Origin of the sequence: Mesorhizobium sp. CAU 1732 (assembly GCF_039888675.1) — a bacterium.
In the GTDB taxonomy this organism is placed as follows: Bacteria; Pseudomonadota; Alphaproteobacteria; order Rhizobiales; family Rhizobiaceae; genus Aerobium.
This window is the reverse complement of record NZ_JBDQQR010000002.1, coordinates 63,734-81,896: the sequence shown is the minus strand read 5'-3', so window position 1 is coordinate 81,896 and position 18,163 is coordinate 63,734. Positions and strand designations below refer to the sequence as shown.

Annotated in this window: 18 protein-coding genes; 14 read left to right on the top strand and 4 right to left on the bottom strand. The window is 64.1% G+C overall.

Features of this window, described 5'->3' with window-relative positions; all coding sequences use genetic code 11:
* Positions 1 to 91: 91 nt before the first annotated feature.
* The 5 genes from AAFN55_RS18065 (at position 92) to AAFN55_RS18045 (ending at position 6,338) form a co-directional block, all read left to right on the top strand.
* The gene (locus tag AAFN55_RS18065) at positions 92 to 1,414 is read left to right on the top strand and encodes a tetratricopeptide repeat protein (protein ID WP_347800371.1); all 1,323 of its coding nucleotides are present in this window, start codon (positions 92 to 94) and stop codon (positions 1,412 to 1,414) included.
* A gap of 152 nt (positions 1,415 to 1,566) precedes the next feature.
* Entirely contained in the window at positions 1,567 to 3,021 is a 1,455-nt protein-coding gene (gene xylB, locus AAFN55_RS18060) for a xylulokinase (RefSeq protein ID WP_347800370.1), read from the top strand.
* Positions 3,018 to 4,343, top strand: coding sequence for a xylose isomerase (gene xylA, locus AAFN55_RS18055; protein ID WP_347800369.1), 1,326 nt, complete (start codon positions 3,018 to 3,020; stop codon positions 4,341 to 4,343). Before xylB ends, xylA begins: the two co-directional genes overlap by 4 nt.
* A 192-nt stretch (positions 4,344 to 4,535) precedes the next feature.
* The gene (locus AAFN55_RS18050) at positions 4,536 to 6,014 is read left to right on the top strand and encodes a mannitol dehydrogenase family protein (protein ID WP_347800368.1); all 1,479 of its coding nucleotides are present in this window, start codon (positions 4,536 to 4,538) and stop codon (positions 6,012 to 6,014) included.
* Positions 6,015 to 6,107: 93 nt separating this feature from the next.
* Positions 6,108 to 6,338, top strand: coding sequence for a hypothetical protein (locus AAFN55_RS18045; protein ID WP_347800367.1), 231 nt, complete (start codon positions 6,108 to 6,110; stop codon positions 6,336 to 6,338).
* Positions 6,339 to 6,340: 2 nt separating this feature from the next.
* Here AAFN55_RS18045 and AAFN55_RS18040 read toward each other — a convergent pair whose 3' ends face one another.
* Positions 6,341 to 7,132: an IclR family transcriptional regulator C-terminal domain-containing protein gene (locus tag AAFN55_RS18040; RefSeq protein WP_347800366.1), complete on the bottom strand. Its 792-nt coding sequence runs from the start codon at positions 7,130 to 7,132 to the stop codon at positions 6,341 to 6,343.
* Positions 7,133 to 7,221: 89 nt separating this feature from the next.
* Between AAFN55_RS18040 and AAFN55_RS18035 the strand changes: the two genes are divergently transcribed.
* The 4 genes from AAFN55_RS18035 (at position 7,222) to AAFN55_RS18020 (ending at position 10,593) form a co-directional block, all read left to right on the top strand.
* Positions 7,222 to 7,938 (top strand): 3-oxoacid CoA-transferase subunit A, encoded by a 717-nt coding sequence (locus tag AAFN55_RS18035; protein ID WP_347800365.1) that lies wholly within the window; start codon positions 7,222 to 7,224, stop codon positions 7,936 to 7,938.
* On the top strand, positions 7,938 to 8,609 hold the full coding sequence (locus AAFN55_RS18030; protein ID WP_347800364.1) for a 3-oxoacid CoA-transferase subunit B: 672 nt from the start codon (positions 7,938 to 7,940) through the stop codon (positions 8,607 to 8,609). Before AAFN55_RS18035 ends, AAFN55_RS18030 begins: the two co-directional genes overlap by 1 nt.
* A 2-nt stretch (positions 8,610 to 8,611) precedes the next feature.
* Positions 8,612 to 9,820 carry a 3-oxoadipyl-CoA thiolase gene (gene pcaF / locus AAFN55_RS18025; protein ID WP_347800363.1) on the top strand — a complete coding sequence of 403 codons (1,209 nt, stop codon included), beginning with the start codon at positions 8,612 to 8,614 and terminating at the stop codon, positions 9,818 to 9,820.
* Positions 9,821 to 9,966: 146 nt separating this feature from the next.
* Entirely contained in the window at positions 9,967 to 10,593 is a 627-nt protein-coding gene (locus tag AAFN55_RS18020; RefSeq protein ID WP_347800362.1) for a hypothetical protein, read from the top strand.
* A gap of 24 nt (positions 10,594 to 10,617) precedes the next feature.
* Here AAFN55_RS18020 and AAFN55_RS18015 read toward each other — a convergent pair whose 3' ends face one another.
* The 3 genes from AAFN55_RS18015 to AAFN55_RS18005 all read right to left on the bottom strand — a co-directional run bounded on the left by AAFN55_RS18015 (position 10,618) and on the right by AAFN55_RS18005 (position 12,323).
* Complete coding sequence (locus AAFN55_RS18015; protein ID WP_347800361.1) at positions 10,618 to 11,022, bottom strand: type II toxin-antitoxin system VapC family toxin; 405 nt, start codon at positions 11,020 to 11,022, stop codon at positions 10,618 to 10,620.
* Entirely contained in the window at positions 11,019 to 11,279 is a 261-nt protein-coding gene (locus AAFN55_RS18010) for an AbrB/MazE/SpoVT family DNA-binding domain-containing protein (protein ID WP_347800360.1), read from the bottom strand. The genes AAFN55_RS18015 and AAFN55_RS18010 overlap by 4 nt, the downstream gene beginning before the upstream one ends.
* Positions 11,280 to 11,345: 66 nt before the next feature.
* Positions 11,346 to 12,323 carry a GlxA family transcriptional regulator gene (locus AAFN55_RS18005; protein WP_347800359.1) on the bottom strand — a complete coding sequence of 326 codons (978 nt, stop codon included), beginning with the start codon at positions 12,321 to 12,323 and terminating at the stop codon, positions 11,346 to 11,348.
* A 74-nt stretch (positions 12,324 to 12,397) separates the two neighbouring features.
* Here AAFN55_RS18005 and AAFN55_RS18000 point away from each other — a divergent pair, with 74 nt between their 5' ends.
* From AAFN55_RS18000 to AAFN55_RS17980, 5 genes are read left to right on the top strand one after another with little or no spacing between them, the layout of a single operon-like run.
* On the top strand, positions 12,398 to 13,315 hold the full coding sequence (locus tag AAFN55_RS18000; protein ID WP_347800358.1) for a 3-keto-5-aminohexanoate cleavage protein: 918 nt from the start codon (positions 12,398 to 12,400) through the stop codon (positions 13,313 to 13,315).
* A 7-nt stretch (positions 13,316 to 13,322) separates the two neighbouring features.
* The gene (locus AAFN55_RS17995; RefSeq protein WP_347800357.1) at positions 13,323 to 13,688 is read left to right on the top strand and encodes a hypothetical protein; all 366 of its coding nucleotides are present in this window, start codon (positions 13,323 to 13,325) and stop codon (positions 13,686 to 13,688) included.
* A gap of 46 nt (positions 13,689 to 13,734) precedes the next feature.
* Positions 13,735 to 14,799 carry a carnitine 3-dehydrogenase gene (locus tag AAFN55_RS17990; RefSeq protein WP_347800356.1) on the top strand — a complete coding sequence of 355 codons (1,065 nt, stop codon included), beginning with the start codon at positions 13,735 to 13,737 and terminating at the stop codon, positions 14,797 to 14,799.
* A gap of 2 nt (positions 14,800 to 14,801) precedes the next feature.
* Entirely contained in the window at positions 14,802 to 15,965 is a 1,164-nt protein-coding gene (locus AAFN55_RS17985) for an acyl-CoA dehydrogenase family protein (RefSeq protein ID WP_347800355.1), read from the top strand.
* A 45-nt stretch (positions 15,966 to 16,010) separates the two neighbouring features.
* On the top strand, positions 16,011 to 18,161 hold the full coding sequence (locus AAFN55_RS17980) for an acetate--CoA ligase family protein (RefSeq protein ID WP_347800354.1): 2,151 nt from the start codon (positions 16,011 to 16,013) through the stop codon (positions 18,159 to 18,161).
* The last annotated feature ends 2 nt before the right edge of the window (positions 18,162 to 18,163 follow it).

Genomic DNA, 18,163 nt, shown 5'->3' with positions numbered 1-18,163 from the left:
AGAGCCGGGGGGTAGTCACCAAAAGTGGAAGACAAAACGCTTCTGCGCTAGCATCGATCGTGCATTGCAAACCCGCCACCGAAAGCCCGCCATGCTGAAGGACGATCTCGGACTGTCGATGAGCGGCGCCAGTGCTGAAAGCCTCGCCGGCTACGACATCGCGCTTCGCGGACTTCAGCGCTTCGTCGGAGACCCTGTCGGCGCGCTCGACCGTGCGCTGGCGCGTGACCCCGGTTTCGTCATGGCGCATGTCCTCAAGGGGTATCTCTACGGGCTTTCGACGGAGCGGACGGCGGAGCCCATCACGCAGGCCTGCTTCACCGCCGCATCGGCTTTGCCTGCGACCGAACGCGAGAGGCGACATGTCGTGGCGCTCGGTGAACTTGCGTCAGGCAACTGGCATCGGGCGGCAAATCTGCTCGAAGACCTGACCATCGACCATCCGCGCGATGCGCTGGCGCTCCAGACCGGCCATCAGATCGATTTCTTCACCGGCAATTCGCGCATGCTGCGCGATCGCATCGCCCGCGCCCTGCCGTCATGGGATGCGGGGATGCCCGGCTATCACGCGATCCTCGGCATGCATGCCTTCGGGCTGGAAGAGACCGGCGACTATGCGCGTGCGGAAGCGCAGGGGCGCAAGGCCGTGGAAATCGAGCCGCGCGACGGCTGGGCGCAGCACGCGGTCGCCCATGTCATGGAGATGCAGAGCCGCCAGCGCGACGGGATCGCCTGGATGCGCGCCAGCACGGATAGCTGGACGAAGGAGAGTTTTCTTCAGGTCCACAATTGGTGGCATCTGGCGCTTTATCATTTCGAGCTCGGCGAGGCGGACGAGGTCCTGTCGCTGTATGACGGGCCGATCTTCGGCACCAAATCGACGCTCGCGCTCAATATGGTCGATGCGTCGGCAATCCTCTGGCGGCTGCATCTGGCGGGCGTCGATGTCGGCGACCGCTGGGCGGCGCTTGCCGAGAACTGGACGCCGCATGCGGACGCGGCGAATTATGCGTTTAACGATGCGCACGCCATGATGGCGTTTATCGGTGCGGGGCGGCTCGATTTGGTGCAGCGCCTGCTGGCAGCGCAGGCCGGGGCGATCGAGGCTGCCGGCGACAATGCGGCTTTCACGCGCGATGTCGGCAATCCGGTCGCCCGTGCGATTCTCGCGTTCGGCGATGAAAATTATGCCGAAACCGTCCGGCTGTTGAAGCCGATCCGGTCGATCGCGCACCGGTTCGGCGGAAGTCACGCGCAGCGCGACGTCATCGACTTGACGCTGATCGAAGCAGCGTTTCGTTCTGGCCAAGCCCCTCTCGCACGGGCGCTCAGCGCGGAACGCGGCGACGCCCGTCCCGAGAGCCCGCTGTCTCAACTCTTCATGCGACGCGCGTTGGGCATGGCGCACGATTGATCGCAGTCGGTCTTCGTTATTTATTGCGGGCTCCGAAATAAATGCGGACACAGCGCGCCCGTTTCTGCTATTCGTGAAGTACGGCAGGGAGGATGCTGCCGCGTCATGAGGAGCCGGCGTCCGTACGGAAAAGCGCGGCCGGGAGGAAATCCATGTATCTCGGGCTCGATCTCGGCACGTCCGGCGTCAAGGCGCTGCTGATCGACGGGGATCAGCGGCCGATCGCGACGGCGCATAGTTCCCTGACGGTCAGCAGGCCTCATAACGGCTGGTCGGAACAGAATCCCGCGGACTGGATCGCGGCCGCCGAGCAGGCGATCGACGAATTGAAGCTTTCGCACCCGGCGGAAATCGCAGCGATCAAAGGTATTGGCCTGTCGGGTCAAATGCATGGCGCTACCCTGCTGGATAGAGGTGGCAATGTGCTACGCCCCTGCATTCTCTGGAACGACACAAGGAGCCATCACCAGGCAGCCGCGCTCGACGCCGATCCCCGCTTTCGCGAGATCACCGGCAACATCGTATTCCCCGGGTTTACGGCGCCGAAGCTCGCCTGGGTCAGGGAGAACGAACCCGATATTTTCGCGCGCGTTGCCAAGGTTCTCTTGCCGAAGGATTATCTTCGCTACTGGCTGACGGGCGAATTCATCTCCGAGATGTCGGATTCGGCCGGTACGTCATGGCTCGACGTCGGCAATCGGCGCTGGTCGGCGGATCTTCTCGCCGCAACCGAACTCGATGAAAGCCACATGCCGTCGCTGGTCGAGGGCACGGAGGAAGCGGGTCGCCTGAAGGCCGAGCTCACGGCGCGCTGGGGCATTTCCGGTCACGTGGTCGTTGCCGGCGGCGCGGGCGACAATGCGGCGTCCGCCTGCGGCATGGGCACCGTCAAGCCGGGGCACGCCTTCGTGTCGCTCGGTACGTCCGGCGTGCTCTTCGCGGCGAATGGAGCCTATCTGCCGAACCCCGCAAGCGCGGTTCACACCTTCTGCCACGCCCTGCCGCAGACCTGGCACCAGATGGGCGTGATCCTGTCGGCGACGGATTCGCTCAACTGGCTTTCGAATGTCACCGGGCACACGGCCGGTGATTTGACGAGCGAACTCGGTGACGATCTGCGCGCGCCCACGGGCGTCACGTTCCTGCCTTATCTCTCCGGCGAGCGCACGCCGCACAATGACGCGATCATTCGCGGCTCGTTCACCGGCCTGGCGCATCAATCCGACCGTCCCGCGCTGACGCAGGCGGTGGTCGAGGGCGTCGCCTTCGCCTTCCGCGACAGTCTCGAAGCGCTGCATGCGGCCGGCACCGAATTGACGCGCGTCACCGCCATCGGCGGAGGGTCGCGTTCGCGCTATTGGCTCAAATCCATCGCAACGGCGCTCGGCGTCTCCGTCGACCTGCCGTCGGATGGCGATTTCGGCGCTGCATTCGGGGCGGCCCGGCTTGGGCTGATCGCGGCCGAGAAAGCCGAGCCGGTTGCTGTCTGCGCGGCGCCAGAGACTGCCGAGACGATCGAGCCGGATGCCAATCTCGCATCCGCCTATGCGGATGCCTATTCGCGCTATCGCGCGCTCTACCCAGCCATCAGAGGAGTGTCATCATGAGCAGCGGTTTTTTCGGCGATATCAAGCCTGTTCGTTACGAGGGGCCTGAGAGCAGCAATCCGCTCGCCTATCGCCATTACAATCCGGACGAGGTGGTGCTGGGCAAGCGGCTCGAGGATCATCTGCGGTTTTCGATCGCCTACTGGCACTCGTTCGCCTGGCCGGGCGGCGATCCGTTCGGCGGCCAGACGTTCGAGCGACCGTGGTTTCCCAAGGCGGGCGCAGGCGACACGATGGAACTGGCCCGGCTGAAGGCCGACGTCGCCTTCGAGATGTTTTCGACGCTCGGCACGCCGTTCTACTGCTTCCACGATGCCGACGTGCGGCCCGAGGGCGACACGCTGCGCGAGAGCATTTCGCGGCTCGACGAGATCGCCGACGTGTTTGCAAAGAAGCAGGCCGAGACCGGCGTGAAGCTGTTGTGGGGCACGGCCAATTTGTTCTCGCATCGCCGCTATATGGGCGGTGCCGCGACCAATCCCGACCCGGACGTCTTTGCTTATGCGGCGGCGACCGTGAAGAGCTGCATCGACGTCACGCAGCGGCTCGGCGGCGAGAATTATGTGCTGTGGGGCGGCCGCGAGGGCTACGAGACGCTTTTGAATACCGATTTGAAGCGCGAGCGCCAACAGGCCGGGCGCTTCCTGTCGATGGCGGTGGAGTACGCCCGCAAGATCGGCTTCAAGGGCGCGATCCTGATCGAGCCCAAGCCGCAGGAGCCGACCAAGCACCAGTACGATTACGACGTCGCCACCGTCTACGGCTTCCTCAAGGATTTCGGGCTGGAGGGCGAGGTCAAGGTCAACATCGAGCAGGGCCACGCGATCCTGGCGGGACATTCCTTCGAGCACGAGCTGGCGCTGGCCAATGCGCTGGGCATCTTCGGGTCGATCGACATGAACCGCAACGACTACCAGTCGGGCTGGGACACCGACCAGTTTCCCAACAATGTGCCGGAGATGGCGCTGGCGTTCTATCATGTGCTCGCAGGCGGCGGGTTCACCACGGGCGGCACGAATTTCGACGCCAAGCTCCGGCGCCAATCGCTGGAGCCGGAGGACCTGCTCGAGGCGCATATCGGCGGCATCGATTGCTGTGCGCGGGGGCTGAAGGCGGCGGCGAAGATGATCGAGGACGAGGCGCTCTCAGGCCCGCTTGCGGAGCGCTATGCCGGCTGGGATGGCGCGGAAGCAAAGGCGATGCTGTCCGCGAACGCTTCGCTTGAGACAATCTCGCAGCGCGTGCTGACGAACGGCATCGAACCGCAGCCGCGCTCGGGACGTCAGGAGCGGTTGGAGAACATCGTCAACCGATACGTGTAGGGCCTCGACCTTGCCCATGTGACGCTTATGGCGGAGAACGCTGCCGACTAAATGCGGCTGGGAAACGCTCTATCTCCCTGTTTCCAGGCATGTTCGAAGCAAAACCGTTTCACATTTGCGATGGAAGTGTTCTAGTATACAAATGAAGCTGGCCCATGTGGCCGGCTTCACTGCATCAGGGAGGAGCACCGCATGATCCGTCTCAACGCGTCGGCAGAGATTGCCGCGACTGCGGCAGGCCCGCGCTGGGAGCGCGCTGGCCGCAAGGCGGGCATCGTTCACATCGGCATCGGCGCGTTCCACAAGGCGCATCAGGCGGTCTACACCGACGACGCGCTCGCGGCCTCTGGCGGCGACTGGCTGATCGATGGCGTCAGCCTCAGGTCGGCGGACGTCGCCGAGGCGATGAACCCGCAGGACGGCCTCTATACATTGCTCGTTCGTGGACAGGAGGGTGTCGACGCGCGCGTGATCGGTTCGATCCGGCGCGTGCTGGTCGCGCCGCATGAACCGGAGGCCGTTCTGGAGGCGCTGGCATCGCCCGAGACGAAGATCGTCAGCCTGACGATCACGGAAAAGGGCTACGGCCTCGACCCGGCAACCGGCGGGATCGATCGGGCTCACCCGTCGATTGCGCCCGATCTTGCCGATCCGCGTCATCCGCGCGGTGCGGTCGGCTTCATCGTCGAAGGCTTGCGGCTTCGTCGCGACCGCAATCTTCCGGGCTTTACCGTTCTGTGCTGCGACAATCTTCCGTCGAACGGCCATGTGGTCGAGCGTCTGGTGAAAGAGTTCACCGGCGCAGTCCAGCCCGATCTTCTGGATTTCATCGATGCGAAGGTCACGTTTCCATCGACCATGGTCGATCGCATCACGCCGGCCAGCACGGAACAGACCGTCTTGGACGCGCAGGGACTAACGGGTCTGGAGGATCGCGCGGCTGTCGAGACCGAACCCTTCACGCAGTGGGTCATCGAGGACGATTTCGTCGCGGGCCGGCCCGATTGGGGCGCGGGCGGGGCGATCTTCGCAGCCGATGTCGCGCCTTACGAGAAGATGAAGCTCCGGATGTTGAACGGCGCGCATTCCATGCTCGCCTATTCGGGTTTCATGGCCGGCCACAAACATGTGCGCGATGTGATGCAGGATGCGTCGCTCGCGACGCTGGTTCGCCGGCACATGGGGGCCGCCGCAGCGACGCTCGACCCTGTGGCGGGCATATCGCTCGATGATTACGCGGACGATCTCGTGCGGCGATTCGAAAACCCGGAGATCGCACACCAGACCTATCAGATCGCGATGGACGGCACGCAAAAACTGCCCCAACGCTTGGCTGAGCCCGCACGTTTTGCGCTGGCGAACGGCCAGAAACCGGGTGCCTTTGCCTTCGCTGTCGCTGCCTGGATGCGCTATTGTCTCGGCATGGACGAGACCGGTGAACGATACAAGCTGCGCGACCCGCGTGACGCTGAAATCGAGGCGCTGCTGGCGGATACCGGCGGCGATTCGTCCTCGATCGTCGATCGGCTGATGAACCTGCCCGGCCTTTTTCCCGACGCAGTTGCGGCATCGCCGGAATGGAACCGGGCGGTTGCGAGCCGGCTGGAAACCATGATTTCCAAGGGCATGCGCGCGGCGATCGAGGATGAGGCGCGCAGCCTCGCTGGCTGACCTGCGCGGCGTTAACCATTAAGGCTGCCACTGTCGCGAAAGTTTCACCTCCCGGCCCTCATCGCGCCCGGTTCGGGAGCGATGGTCGCGACCATGATGATGACCGTTCACTCCCCTCATTCCCTCGCTGCCAACGACGCCGCCGATGCGGCTATCGACAGGCTTCTCGCAACCGAGGAAATCTCGATCGTGGACGGCCTGCTTGCACTGCCGCGCGCGCAGGAAGCGACGGCGGCAGTCGATCATTGGGGGCGGGCGGTTCACCGCCGGCTGGAAACGCGGCTGGCTGAGAGAATGCGGCGGATGATCGGCGCGGACGTTTAGGTTTACTGCACCACGAAGAAATTCTCGATCGAGGCAGCAGCTCGTCGCAAACCCGGCAGAAGTTCGCGCTCCATCCCGGCCACGGAATGGCGTGCGGACTGGGTCGAGATATTGATCGCAGCGACGATCCGGCCGGACCTGTCGCGGATCGGAACCGCGATGGAGCGCAAGCCGAGCTCGAGCTCCTCGTCCAGCGTCGCATAGCCCTGCTCGCGGGCTTCGCCGATCAGCCGCGCCAGTTCCGCCCGGTCGGTCACCGTTTTTGGCGTGTTGGCGTGTATCGTGGCCGAGGCGAGGAAGCGCTGCAACTCGGCGGGCGGCAGGTCCGACAGCAGGACCCGGCCCATCGCGGTGCAATGCGCGGGCAGGCGGGTGCCGACATGAAGCGCTACGCTCAGGATGCGTCGCCCCGCCACGCGGGCGACATAGACGACGTCCTCGTCCGCCAGGATCGCCGCCGAGCAGGATTCGTTCAGTTGCTGCGAAAGGTCGCGCATGAAGGGTTCGGCAAAGGACCAGAGCGACGAGCCCGACAGCCATGTACGTGCGACCGAGATCAGCCGCGAGGACAGCAGGAATTTGCGCCCGTCCTGCACCGCATAACCCGACGCCACCAAGGTAAGCAGGAAGCGGCGCGCGCCCGCCCGCGTCAATCCCGCCTTGTCGGCCATCTCGCTGAGCGTCAGGCCCGACGGATGTGCGGCGAGGATTTCCAGTACGCCAAGCCCACGCAAAAGCGACCCGACATGGTCGCGGCCTGCTGCCTGCTCGATTGACTCATCATCCGTGTTCATCTACGCATGTATCGCATAGGAAACATTTGTTCGCAATGCGAACTTTTTGGATGGGCGCCTATGCTGGCTGACGTTTGCGGGAAACGGTGATGAACAAGATTTATCCGGATATCGATGGTGCCTTGAATGGCATCGAGGATGGCATGGCCGTCATGATCGGCGGTTTCGGCGGTGCCGGTGCACCGACCGAGCTGATCCATGCGCTGGTCGAGCGCTACAAGAAGACCGGTTCGCCCGGCAACCTGACCGTCATCAATAACAATGCGGGCAATGGCGCGGTCGGCATCGCGGCGATGATCTATGCCGGCATGGTCGCCAAGATGGTCTGCTCGTTTCCACGCTCGACGGATCCCAAGGCGTTTACCGACAGATATCTGGCCGGCGAGATCGAACTGGAACTGGTGCCGCAGGGAACGCTGGCCGAGCGCATTCGCGCCGGGGGCGCGGGCATCCCCGCCTTCTACACGCCGACGAGCTACGGCACGCAGATCGCAGAGGGCAAGCCGGTCGCCGAGTTCGAGGGGCGCAATTACGTCCAGGAGCGCTGGCTGAAGGCCGACGTCGCGCTGATCAAGGCGGAACGCGCCGACCGCAAGGGCAACCTCACCTACAACAAGGCGGCGCGGAATTTCTCACCCCTGATGGCGATGGCCGCCAAGACGACGATCGTGCAGGCGCGCGAGGTCGTGGAACCCGGCGCGATCGATCCCGAACACGTCCTGACGCCGGGCATCTTCGTCAATCGCATCGTCGAGGTCGTGAATCCTGCCCAGGAAGAGGCTCTGTTGCGCGAGGTGACCAAGTGATGACGGCCAAGCTGACCAATGCACAGATCGCGTGGCGCGCGGCGCAGGACATTCCCGACGGTGCCTATGTGAACCTCGGCATCGGCTTCCCCGAGATGGTGGCCAAGTTCAAGCCGGACGGGCGCGAGGTCATCTATCACACCGAAAACGGCATTCTCGATTTCGGCGAAGCCCCGCCAGCGGGCGAGGAAGACTGGGACCTCATCAACGCCGGCAAGAAGGCCGTGACGCTGAATCCGGGCGCCTCGTTCTTCCACCACGCCGACTCGTTTGCGATGGTGCGCGGCGGCCACATCGACGTGGCCATTCTGGGCGCCTACGAGGTTGCCGAGAACGGCGATCTCGCCAACTGGAGCACAGGTCCGAAGTCGGTGCCTGCCGTGGGCGGCGCGATGGATCTCGTCAACGGCGTCAAGCGCGTCGCGGTCATCACCGACCACACGACGAAGGACGGGCGGCCGAAGCTCGTCAAGGCCTGCAGCCTTCCGCTGACCGGTGTCGGCTGCGTCACGACGGTCTATACGAGCCTCGCGGTGGTCGACATCGTTGACCGGCGTTTCGTCCTGCGCGAGAAACTTCCCGCCATCAGTCTTGCCGAATTGCAGGCCGTGACCGAAGCGACGCTCGTCGTTGACGGCACAATCGGCGATCTCATCGTACCGGAGCTCTAAAGATGACCGAAGCCTATATCTGCGACTACGTCCGCACCCCCATCGGCCGCTTCGGCGGGTCCCTCTCATCCGTGCGCACCGACGATCTCGGTGCCGTGCCGCTGAAGGCGCTGATGGAGCGCAATGGCGGCGTGGATTGGGACGCGATCGACGACGTGATCTATGGCTGCGCCAACCAGGCCGGCGAGGACAATCGCAACGTCGCGCGCATGGCCCTGCTGCTCGCGGGCTTGCCGAAGTCGGTGCCGGGCTCGACCGTCAACCGGCTCTGCGGTTCCGGCATGGATGCGCTGACGATCGCGGCACGTGCGATCAAGGCCGGCGAGGCGGAAATCATGATCGCCGGCGGCGTCGAGAGCATGTCGCGTGCACCTTTCGTGATCCCGAAGGCTGACACCGCTTTCTCGCGCAATGCGGAAATCTACGACACCACCATCGGCTGGCGGTTCGTCAATCCGCTGATGAAGAAGCAATACGGCGTCGATTCCATGCCGGAAACCGGCGAGAACGTCGCAGAGCAGTTCCAGGTGAGCCGCGCCGATCAGGACGCGTTTGCGGTTCGCAGCCAGGACAAGGCCGTCGCGGCACAGGCCAATGGCCGCCTCGCGAAGGAGATCGTTCCCGTCACCATCCCGCAGCGCAAGGGCGACCCGATCGTGGTCGACAAGGACGAGCATCCGCGCGCGGGCACGACCGTCGAAACGCTCGGCAAACTCGGCACGCCCTTCAAACGAGAAGGTGGCACGGTGACCGCGGGCAACGCCTCGGGCGTCAATGACGGCGCGGCTGCCATCATCGTCGCGTCGGAAGCCGCGGTGAAGAAATACGGGCTGACGCCGATCGCGCGCATCGTGGGCGGTGCTGCCGCCGGTGCCGAGCCGCGCATCATGGGCATCGGTCCTGTGCCCGCGACCAGCAAGCTCTGCGCGCGCCTCGGCCTCAAGCCTTCGGATTTCGACGTCATCGAACTCAATGAAGCCTTTGCCTCCCAAGGCATCGCCGTGCTCCGCGAACTCGGTATCGCCGAGGACGCGGAGCACGTGAACCCGAATGGTGGGGCGATCGCGCTTGGGCATCCCCTTGGCATGTCCGGGGCGCGCATCTCCGGCACGGCGGCGCTCGAACTGCGCGAGCGCGGCGCCAAGCTGGCGCTGGCAACGATGTGCATCGGCGTCGGCCAGGGCATCGCAGTGGTGCTGGAACGCGCCTGACCGGCAAACGGCAGATCAAAAGAAGGCAAAGGCGGCGGGCTGAAAGGCCCGCCGCCTTTTTTCATGGCCAACAATCTTCGGTTGCAGACGGGCCGTCTTTCCACGAATGTCACGTCGGGGAGCGGGCAACATCCGAGGAGAATGCCGTGACGATGGAATCCTGTAGGTCCGCCTGCTTTCGATCGCTGCATATCGCAGCGCTTCTTTTCGTCGTCGCGTTTGGCGGCATCGCCCATGCCGATGATGCCACCGATCATCTTGGCGTGCCGGGTCCGATCTCCTTCGACGGAAAAGCCTATGCGCTCGCCTGGAGTGCGCAGCCATCGCCCGTCTACACGAAGCAGGAATACGTGCCGGTCGGACAGGCCGTTCAAAGATATGAGACGATGCTGATGATCGAACTGGTGGCGGAAGGCATCGATACCAACGGCGCGCTGGCCGCCCAGGTAAACATGCTCAACCAGCGCAAAGGCAGTGATCCGCTTTTGAACATGGACGTCATCCAGAACCAGCAGACCGGCGAGGCGATCCTCGATTTCATCCTGAGCAGCAAGGATGAAAACGGCCAGTACATCGCCGCGTGGAACGCTTATCGCTATTCGCCCTACGCAGGTCCGGACGGCAAGACGGGCGTGATGCTCTTCGCCATCAGTCATCGCGCCTATGGTGATGACGCCGTGCGCGCATTTCTCGGAAATCTCAAAGCGGTACGACCGGATCAGATCAACAAGGTGGCGCAGTTTACACTGCCGGCATTGTCGCCAGCGCGTTAAGGTCGAACCCCGTGTTCTGATAGATCACGCCTCGATCCAGTCGACGGTATCGAGGCCCGGAACGAAGCGGAAGGCGCGATCGCTGGTAACGAGCGTCGCGTGCGCCTCCAGCGCATGGGCAGCGATCAGCATGTCGAGCGGCGAGAGCGCTTTGCCTGCCTTCTTCATGTCGGCGCGGAGAGTGCCGTAAACTTCAGCCGTCGATTCGGTCCAGTCCAGGATTTGTACGTTGCGAAAGAAATCGGCGATGCTGCGGGCCAGATGCCGTGCGGCTGGTTTCTGCGCGAGACCGAATTGCACTTCGCCATAGGAAATCGCTGAGACGCGAAGGGGAAGAGCGCCAAGCTCTAACAAGCGTTCATCAAGGGTTTCCGATCTGCGATGAACAGCCGCGCTGATGGTATTCGTATCGAGCAACCATATTTTCATGCGAGCGGATCGTCGCGCTCATGCTGTCCCTGCTCCCGGTGCTCGAGGAACCCCTCCAGTTCCCAATCGGGGATTTTCGTGCGCGATTTGAAGAACGCATCAAGCGTCCCTGCCGCCTCGACTTTGGACGAAAGGATCACCTCGCCCGGATTGGGTCCCGGACGAAACTCCACCTCCGTCCCCTCGAAGCGGAATTCGGCTGGAATGCGGACAGCCTGGCTGCGTCCGTTCTTGAAAAGTTTGCCGATGACACCCACCGCAGCGCCTCCATGTCCATGGTATATACCATGATATAGACCAATCGGTTCTCGGCTTCAACGAACTCAGCGCTTTCGCATTCTCACCGGCGCTTGGCCAAACGCATTCGAAAAGGCCCGGCTGAAGGCGGAGGCCGACGAAAAGCCTGTTCTGGCGGCGATGTCGGCCATCGGTTCCGCCGTATCGAGCACCAGCCGCCGCGCCACGTTGAGCCGGAGACGCAGATAATAGGCCCCCGGCGTTTCGCCGATCGCGGAGGCGAAGATCGTTTCCAGCGTCCGTGCCGTGATGCCGGCCCGCCGCGCGATCGCCGAGACGGGCAGGGGGCGATCGACGTGGCTTTCCATCAGCCGGATCGCCTGGGCCAGGCGCGGGTCGTACCCGTCGAGCCGTCCCAGCGATACGAGCGGCTGGGCGTCCGTCGCCGCGCGAGCCTGATCGTAGATGAACACGCTCGCCACATCGAGCGCCACGGCCATGCCAAGACGCGAACGGATGAGGTGCAGCATGAGATCGAAGGTCGGTGATGCGCCGCCGGCCGTGAAGACCGGCCCGTCGATCACATAGCGATCCGGACGCACGTCGCACCCGGGAAAGCTCGCCGCGAAGTCTTCCAGATCCTCCCAGTGCGTGGTGGCCGCGCGGCCTTCGAGCAGACCCGTGCGGCCGAGCAGCCAGCTTCCCGCTTCGATGCCGCCATAGGCGCTGGCAGCCTTCGCCGCACGCCTGAACCCCGTCACGAGTGCGGCCGTCGCCTCATTGCGCGTGCCGAAGCCGCCGATCGCGATCAGCACATCCGCCTCGGCCGCTGGATCGAAGCGATCGGTGGCGACCGGGATGCCGGATGTCGTCATCGCAGGCCTTCCATCCGGTGAAACCAGCGTCCAGTCGAACACCGTCTTGCCGACGACGCGGTTTGCAGCGCGAAGTGGATCGATGGCGGAGGCGACGCACATGACTGATGCGCCCGAAAACACGAGTATCGTCATCGTCAATGGCGACGCGGTCGGCCTGAAGATCGATGGGCTTGCGTTTTTTGTCATGTCTATTTCGTAAAGTGCAAAGCAATCATCGGCAAGTCGGGCATGCTGTGCGCCAATCGAGTTGGGAGAAGCCGATGCCATTGGCCATGAATCGCGAGGTTTTCATCACCTGTGCCGTCACCGGATCGGGTGGCACGCAGGATCGGAGCCCGCACGTGCCGCGCTCGCCGAAGCAGATCGCGGACTCCGCGATAGACGCCGCCAAGGCGGGAGCGGCCGTCGTCCATTGCCACGTGCGCGATCCTGAAACGGGTGCGCCGCGCCGCGACATCGCACTTTACCGGGAAGTGACGGAGCGCATTCGCGACGCCGAGGTCGATGTGGTGCTGAATCTGACAGCCGGCATGGGCGGCGACATGATTTTCGGCTCGACCGAAAGCCCGCTGCCATTGAAGGAAAAGGGCACGGACATGGCAGGCGCCACCGAGCGCGTCGAGCATGTGCGCCAATGCCTGCCGGAAATCTGCACACTGGATTGCGGCACGATGAATTTCGCCGAGGCCGACTACGTGATGACCAACACGCCCGGCATGCTGCGCGCCATGGGCGGCATGATGACCGCAATGGGCGTGAAGCCCGAAATCGAGGCGTTCGACACCGGCCATCTCTGGTTCGCCAAGCAACTGGTCGAGGAAGGCGTGCTTGCGCCCGATGCGCTGGTTCAGCTTTGCATGGGTGTGCCGTGGGGCGCTCCCGACGATCTCAACACATTCATGGCGATGGTGAACAACGTGCCGAAGGAATGGACCTTCTCCGCCTTCGCGCTGGGCCGAAGCCAGATGGCCTATGTGGCCGCGTCCGTTCTCGCGGGCGGCAATGTCCGCGTCGGGCTCGAGGACAATCTCTGGCTCGACAAGGGCGTGCTTGCAACCAACGCACAACTGGTCGAGCGCGCGGTGACGGTCGTCGAAAACCTCGGCGCGCGGGTGATCGGACCGGACGAGGTGCGCAAGAGGCTGGGGCTCACGAAGCGGGCGCCGATCAACGGATAGGAGGCGTATGGCGCCGACCATGCTGGAGCTTGGCGTTCTCGCCGCGACATTGTTGCTGTTTGCAGCACCGCTTGCGACCCGCTTCGGGACTGCGGTCCGGCTGGTGAGTGTGTGTCTGGCGGGCCTGATCGCTGTTTTTCTGCTCGCGGCTTTTGCAAACTGGACTGCTGATCCACATGGTTATGACAGGCTGCTTGCGCTTCTTCTGCTCTGGCCATTCCTTGTCGGTGTGGCGGCCCGTTCCGTGTTGTTTCTGCTGGAACGGGCAGGCCGGTCGGAACCTCCTCTGGGAGGACGAAGGCAATTCATGTTGATTGCACTGCTCGGCCTGCCGATCGCGATTGGTCCCATCATGTTTCTGATCTTCGGCTGATGAATTACTGCCGGCGTCAATTCGAGCTATCTGGAAAGGTTGAGGAATGACCATCACGAAAGCAGCGTGCATCGGCGGCGGCGTCATCGGCGCGGGATGGGTTGCCCGTCTGGTGCTCAATGGCATCGACGTGGCGATCTTCGATCCCGATCCGGAAGCCGACCGCAAGGTCGGCGAAGTGATGAAGGGCGCGCGGCGCGCCTATAAAAGGATGGTGCCGGGCGGCCTGCCGAAAGAAGGCAGGATCACCTACGCAAAGACCATCGCCGATGCCGTGGCCGGTGTGGATTTCATCCAGGAAAGCGTGCCGGAACGGCTCGACTTGAAGCACAAGGTGCTGGCCGAGATCGATCTTCACGCGCCTGAGCGGGCCATCATCGGCTCGTCCACCTCGGGCATCAAGCCGTCCGACATGCAGCCGGCGATGAAGAAGCATCCCGAGCGGCTGGTGGTCGGTCATCCCTTCAACCCCGTCTACCTGCTGCCGCTGGTCGAGATCGTGGGTGGCGAGCAGACCTCCGCAGAGGCGATCGAGCAGGCGCGCTCGCTCTACGCCTCGATCGGCATGAAGCCGGTCGTCGTGCGCAAGGAAATCGAGGCGTTCGTCGGCGACCGCCTGCTGGAAGCCATGTGGCGCGAGGCGCTGTGGCTCATCAAGGATGGCATCACGACCGTCGAGGAACTCGACGACATCATGCGCTATTCGTTCGGTCTTCGCTGGGCGCAGATGGGCATGTTCCAGGTCTATCGCATCGCCGGTGGCGAGGCCGGCATGCGGCACTTCATGGCGCAGTTCGGGCCGTGTCTGTCATGGCCGTGGACGAAGTTGATGGACGTGCCGGAGTTCAATGACGAACTGGTCGATCTGATCGCCGGGCAGTCGGACGAGCAGTCCGGTGCCTATTCGATCCGCGAACTCGAAAAAATCCGCGACGACAATCTCGTCGCGATCATGGAAGCGCTGGGCAAGCAGAACAAGGGCAAGGGGTGGGGCGCGGGCGAGCTTCACAACGACTACACGAAGCGCCTGGCGAAGCTTGCAGGCGCCAAGCCGTCCAAGGCGGCAGCCAAGGCGAAGGCGGACAAGCCGAAGAAGAAAAAGAAGGGCTGAGCATGAATTTCGGCCTCACGGACGAACAGCGCCTCATCGTCGAGACCACGCGGGCCTTTGTTGAAACCGAGCTCTATCCGCATGAGATGGAGGTCGAGCGGACCGGCCATCTGCGCATGGAGCTGATCCGGGAAATCCAGCAAAAAGCGATCGCTGCGGGTCTCTACGCGGCCAACATGCCGGAGGAGGTCGGCGGCGCCGGCCTCGATACGCTGACGTGGCTGCTCTACGAGAAAGAGCTCGGTCGCGCCAATTATGCGCTGCACTGGACCTGCGTCGCGCGGCCGTCCAACATTCTCCTTGCCGGCACGCCGGAGCAGCGGGAAAAGTATCTCTATCCCTGCATGCGCGGCGAGACGTGGGATTGCCTCGCCATGACCGAGCCGGGCGCGGGCTCCGATTTGCGCGGCATGAAGGCGACGGCGGTGCAGGACGGGACCGATTGGGTTCTGAACGGCACCAAGCATTTCATCAGCCATGCCGACATCGCCGGTTTTGCCATCGTCTTCATGGCGTCCGGCGAAGAGGAAACGCCACGCGGCAGGCGAAAGAAAATCACTGCGTTCTTCGTGGACAAGGGCACGCCCGGCTTCACCGTGCGCGACGGTTACCGCAACGTCTCGCATCGCGGCTACACCAATGCGATCCTCGAATTCGACGATTGCCGGCTGCCGGCAAGCCAAGTGCTCGGCGAGGTCCATAAAGGCTTCGACGTCGCCAGTTCCTGGCTCGGCGCGACGCGGCTCCAGGTCGCCGCGACCTGCCTCGGGCGCGCGGAGCGCGCGCTTGGCCTTGCCATCGACTACGCGGCTAGCCGAGAGCAGTTCGGCCAGCAGATCGGCAAGTTCCAGGGCGTGTCCTTCAAGCTGGCCGACATGGCGACCGAGCTGAAGGCGGCCAATCTGCTCACCATGGAAGCGGGCTGGAAATACGACGCCGGCACGGTCACGGACGAGGACATGGCGATGGCCAAGCTGAAGGCGACCGAGATGCTCGCCTTCGTCGCCGATGAGGCGATCCAGATCCATGGCGGCATGGGGTTGATGGACGACCTCCCGCTGGAGCGCATCTGGCGCGACGCGCGGGTGGAGCGCATCTGGGAAGGCACCAGCGAAATCCAGCGACACATCATCAGTCGCGCGCTCCTGCGGGCGGTGGGGGGATAGCCTTGCGACTGCATGCAGCGGCCGGCAGGCCAGAGGGGGGTGCCTGTGCAGCGCCTTGACCGCCTCCTCCGCCCTCGCACCATCGCCGTCATCGGCGGCGGGTTCTTCGGCACGAACGTCGTTCGCCAGTCGCTCAAGATGGGCTTTGCCGGCGAAATCTGGCCGGTGCATCCGAACAAGGCCGAGATCGAGGGCGTTCGCGCCTATCGCTCCATCGAGGATCTGCCGGGCGCTCCGGACGCGACCTTCATCGGCGTCAACCGGCGCCTGACGGTGGAGATGGTGCGGGCGCTTGCCGGGCGAGGGGCGGGCGGTGCGGTGTGCTTTGCGGCCGGGTTCCTGGAGGCGGATGCCGACGATGTCGATGGTGCGCAACTCCAGGCCGACCTCATCGCGGCGGCCGGCGACATGCCCATCATCGGGCCGAATTGCTACGGGCTGATCAACTATGCCGAGGGCGCGCTTCTGTGGCCCGACCAGCATGGCGGGCAGCGCCTGGCGGAAGGGTCACGCGGCGTCGCGATCATCACGCAGTCGTCCAATATCGCCATCAACATGACGATGCAGAAGCGCGGGCTGCCTGTGGCCTACATCATGACGGCGGGAAACCAGGCACAGACCGGCCTGTCGGAGATGGCGCTGGGCCTGATCGAGGACGAGCGGGTTTCGGTGCTGGGCCTGCATATCGAAGGGTTCGATTCTGTGGCGGGTTTCGAGCGGTTGGCATCGCGCGCGCGCGAATTCGGCAAGCCGATCGTCGCCATGAAGGTCGGGCGCTCCGAGCAGGCGCGCACCGCCACGATCTCGCATACGGCCTCGCTCGCCGGCTCCGATGCAGCCTCCGATGCGTTTCTCAAACGGCTCGGCATTGCGCGGGTCGATACGATCCCGTCCTTCCTCGAAACACTCAAACTGCTGCATGTCGCCGGGCCGCTGGCGGGCAGGCGCCTGTCTTCGATGAGCTGTTCGGGCGGCGAGGCCTCCGTCATGGCGGATGCCGCAGAGGGAAGGCGCGTGCATTTCCCGGCTCTGGACGATGCACACCGCGCCACCGTCAAGGCGACGCTCGGGCCGCTCGTGGCGATCGCCAATCCGCTCGACTACCACACCTTCATCTGGAACGACCGGCCGGCGATGACGGCGACCTTTTCCGCCATGGTCTCGGGCGGCTTCGATCTCAATTTGCTGGTGCTCGATTTTCCGCGCAGCGACTGCTGTTCCGATGCCGATTGGTGGCCGACGGTCGATGCGTTCTCGGCGGCGCTCAAGACGCATGGGGCGAAGGGCGCCATCGTCGCCTCGATGGCGGAGAACCTGCCTGAAGAATATTGCGCCGAGCTGATCGAGCGCGGCATCGTACCGCTGCACGGGATCGCCGACGCGTTCGATGCTGCGGAGGCGGCGGCGTTTGTTGGCGAGGCTTGGCTTGTTCCTTCCTCTACCCCCATTGGGGGGAGAGGTGGCCCGGCGAAGCCGGGACGGAGTGGGGGCAAAGCAGCGGAGCACTACCCCCACTCCGCCTCGCTACGCTCGGCACCTCTCCCCCTTAAAGGGGTAGAGGAAAGGCGCGCCCTCGACGAAGCCCTAGCCAAATCCATGCTCGCCGAATTCGGGCTGCCGGTTCCTGCCGGGCGCCGCGCGGCCACCTCTGACGAGGCTGTTGAGGCAGCCGCCGCGCTTGGCTATCCCGTCGCCCTGAAGGCGCTGGGTGTCGCACACAAATCCGAACTGGGCGCTGTGTGGTTGAACCTGCGCGACGCGGACGCCGTCCAAGCTGCCGCTCAGGGCCTCGCGCCGCTCGGCTGTGGCCTCTATGTCGAGCGCATGGTGGCGGGCGGGGTGGCTGAGCTGATCGTCGGTGTCACGCGCGATCCCCTGTTTGGCCCCGTGATGACGATCGGCACCGGCGGCGTGCTGGTCGAATTGCTGCAGGATTCAGTGACGCTGCTGCTTCCGTCGTCGCGTGGCGATATCGATGCGGCGTTGCGGTCGCTGAGACTGTTCCCGCTGCTGGACGGTTACCGAGGCAGACCGAAGGCCGACGTCGACGCGGCTGTCGATGCCATCGCGCAGATCGCCGATTTCGCGCTGGCAAACGCGGGCCGCCTCGAAGAACTGGACATCAACCCGCTGATCGTGTGCGAAATCGGTCACGGTGCCTGGGTTGCGGATGCATTGCTGGTGATGACGGAGTGAAA

Coding starts and splice junctions, on each gene's coding strand:
- AAFN55_RS18065 (WP_347800371.1), top strand. CDS start 92: ATGCTGAAGGACGATCTCGGACTGTCGATGAGCGGCGCCAGTGCTGAA.
- xylB (WP_347800370.1), top strand. CDS start 1,567: ATGTATCTCGGGCTCGATCTCGGCACGTCCGGCGTCAAGGCGCTGCTG.
- xylA (WP_347800369.1), top strand. CDS start 3,018: ATGAGCAGCGGTTTTTTCGGCGATATCAAGCCTGTTCGTTACGAGGGG.
- AAFN55_RS18050 (WP_347800368.1), top strand. CDS start 4,536: ATGATCCGTCTCAACGCGTCGGCAGAGATTGCCGCGACTGCGGCAGGC.
- AAFN55_RS18045 (WP_347800367.1), top strand. CDS start 6,108: ATGATGATGACCGTTCACTCCCCTCATTCCCTCGCTGCCAACGACGCC.
- AAFN55_RS18040 (WP_347800366.1), bottom strand. CDS start 7,132: ATGAACACGGATGATGAGTCAATCGAGCAGGCAGCAGGCCGCGACCAT.
- AAFN55_RS18035 (WP_347800365.1), top strand. CDS start 7,222: ATGAACAAGATTTATCCGGATATCGATGGTGCCTTGAATGGCATCGAG.
- AAFN55_RS18030 (WP_347800364.1), top strand. CDS start 7,938: ATGACGGCCAAGCTGACCAATGCACAGATCGCGTGGCGCGCGGCGCAG.
- pcaF (WP_347800363.1), top strand. CDS start 8,612: ATGACCGAAGCCTATATCTGCGACTACGTCCGCACCCCCATCGGCCGC.
- AAFN55_RS18015 (WP_347800361.1), bottom strand. CDS start 11,022: ATGAAAATATGGTTGCTCGATACGAATACCATCAGCGCGGCTGTTCAT.
- AAFN55_RS18005 (WP_347800359.1), bottom strand. CDS start 12,323: ATGACAAAAAACGCAAGCCCATCGATCTTCAGGCCGACCGCGTCGCCA.
- AAFN55_RS18000 (WP_347800358.1), top strand. CDS start 12,398: ATGCCATTGGCCATGAATCGCGAGGTTTTCATCACCTGTGCCGTCACC.
- AAFN55_RS17995 (WP_347800357.1), top strand. CDS start 13,323: ATGGCGCCGACCATGCTGGAGCTTGGCGTTCTCGCCGCGACATTGTTG.
- AAFN55_RS17990 (WP_347800356.1), top strand. CDS start 13,735: ATGACCATCACGAAAGCAGCGTGCATCGGCGGCGGCGTCATCGGCGCG.
- AAFN55_RS17985 (WP_347800355.1), top strand. CDS start 14,802: ATGAATTTCGGCCTCACGGACGAACAGCGCCTCATCGTCGAGACCACG.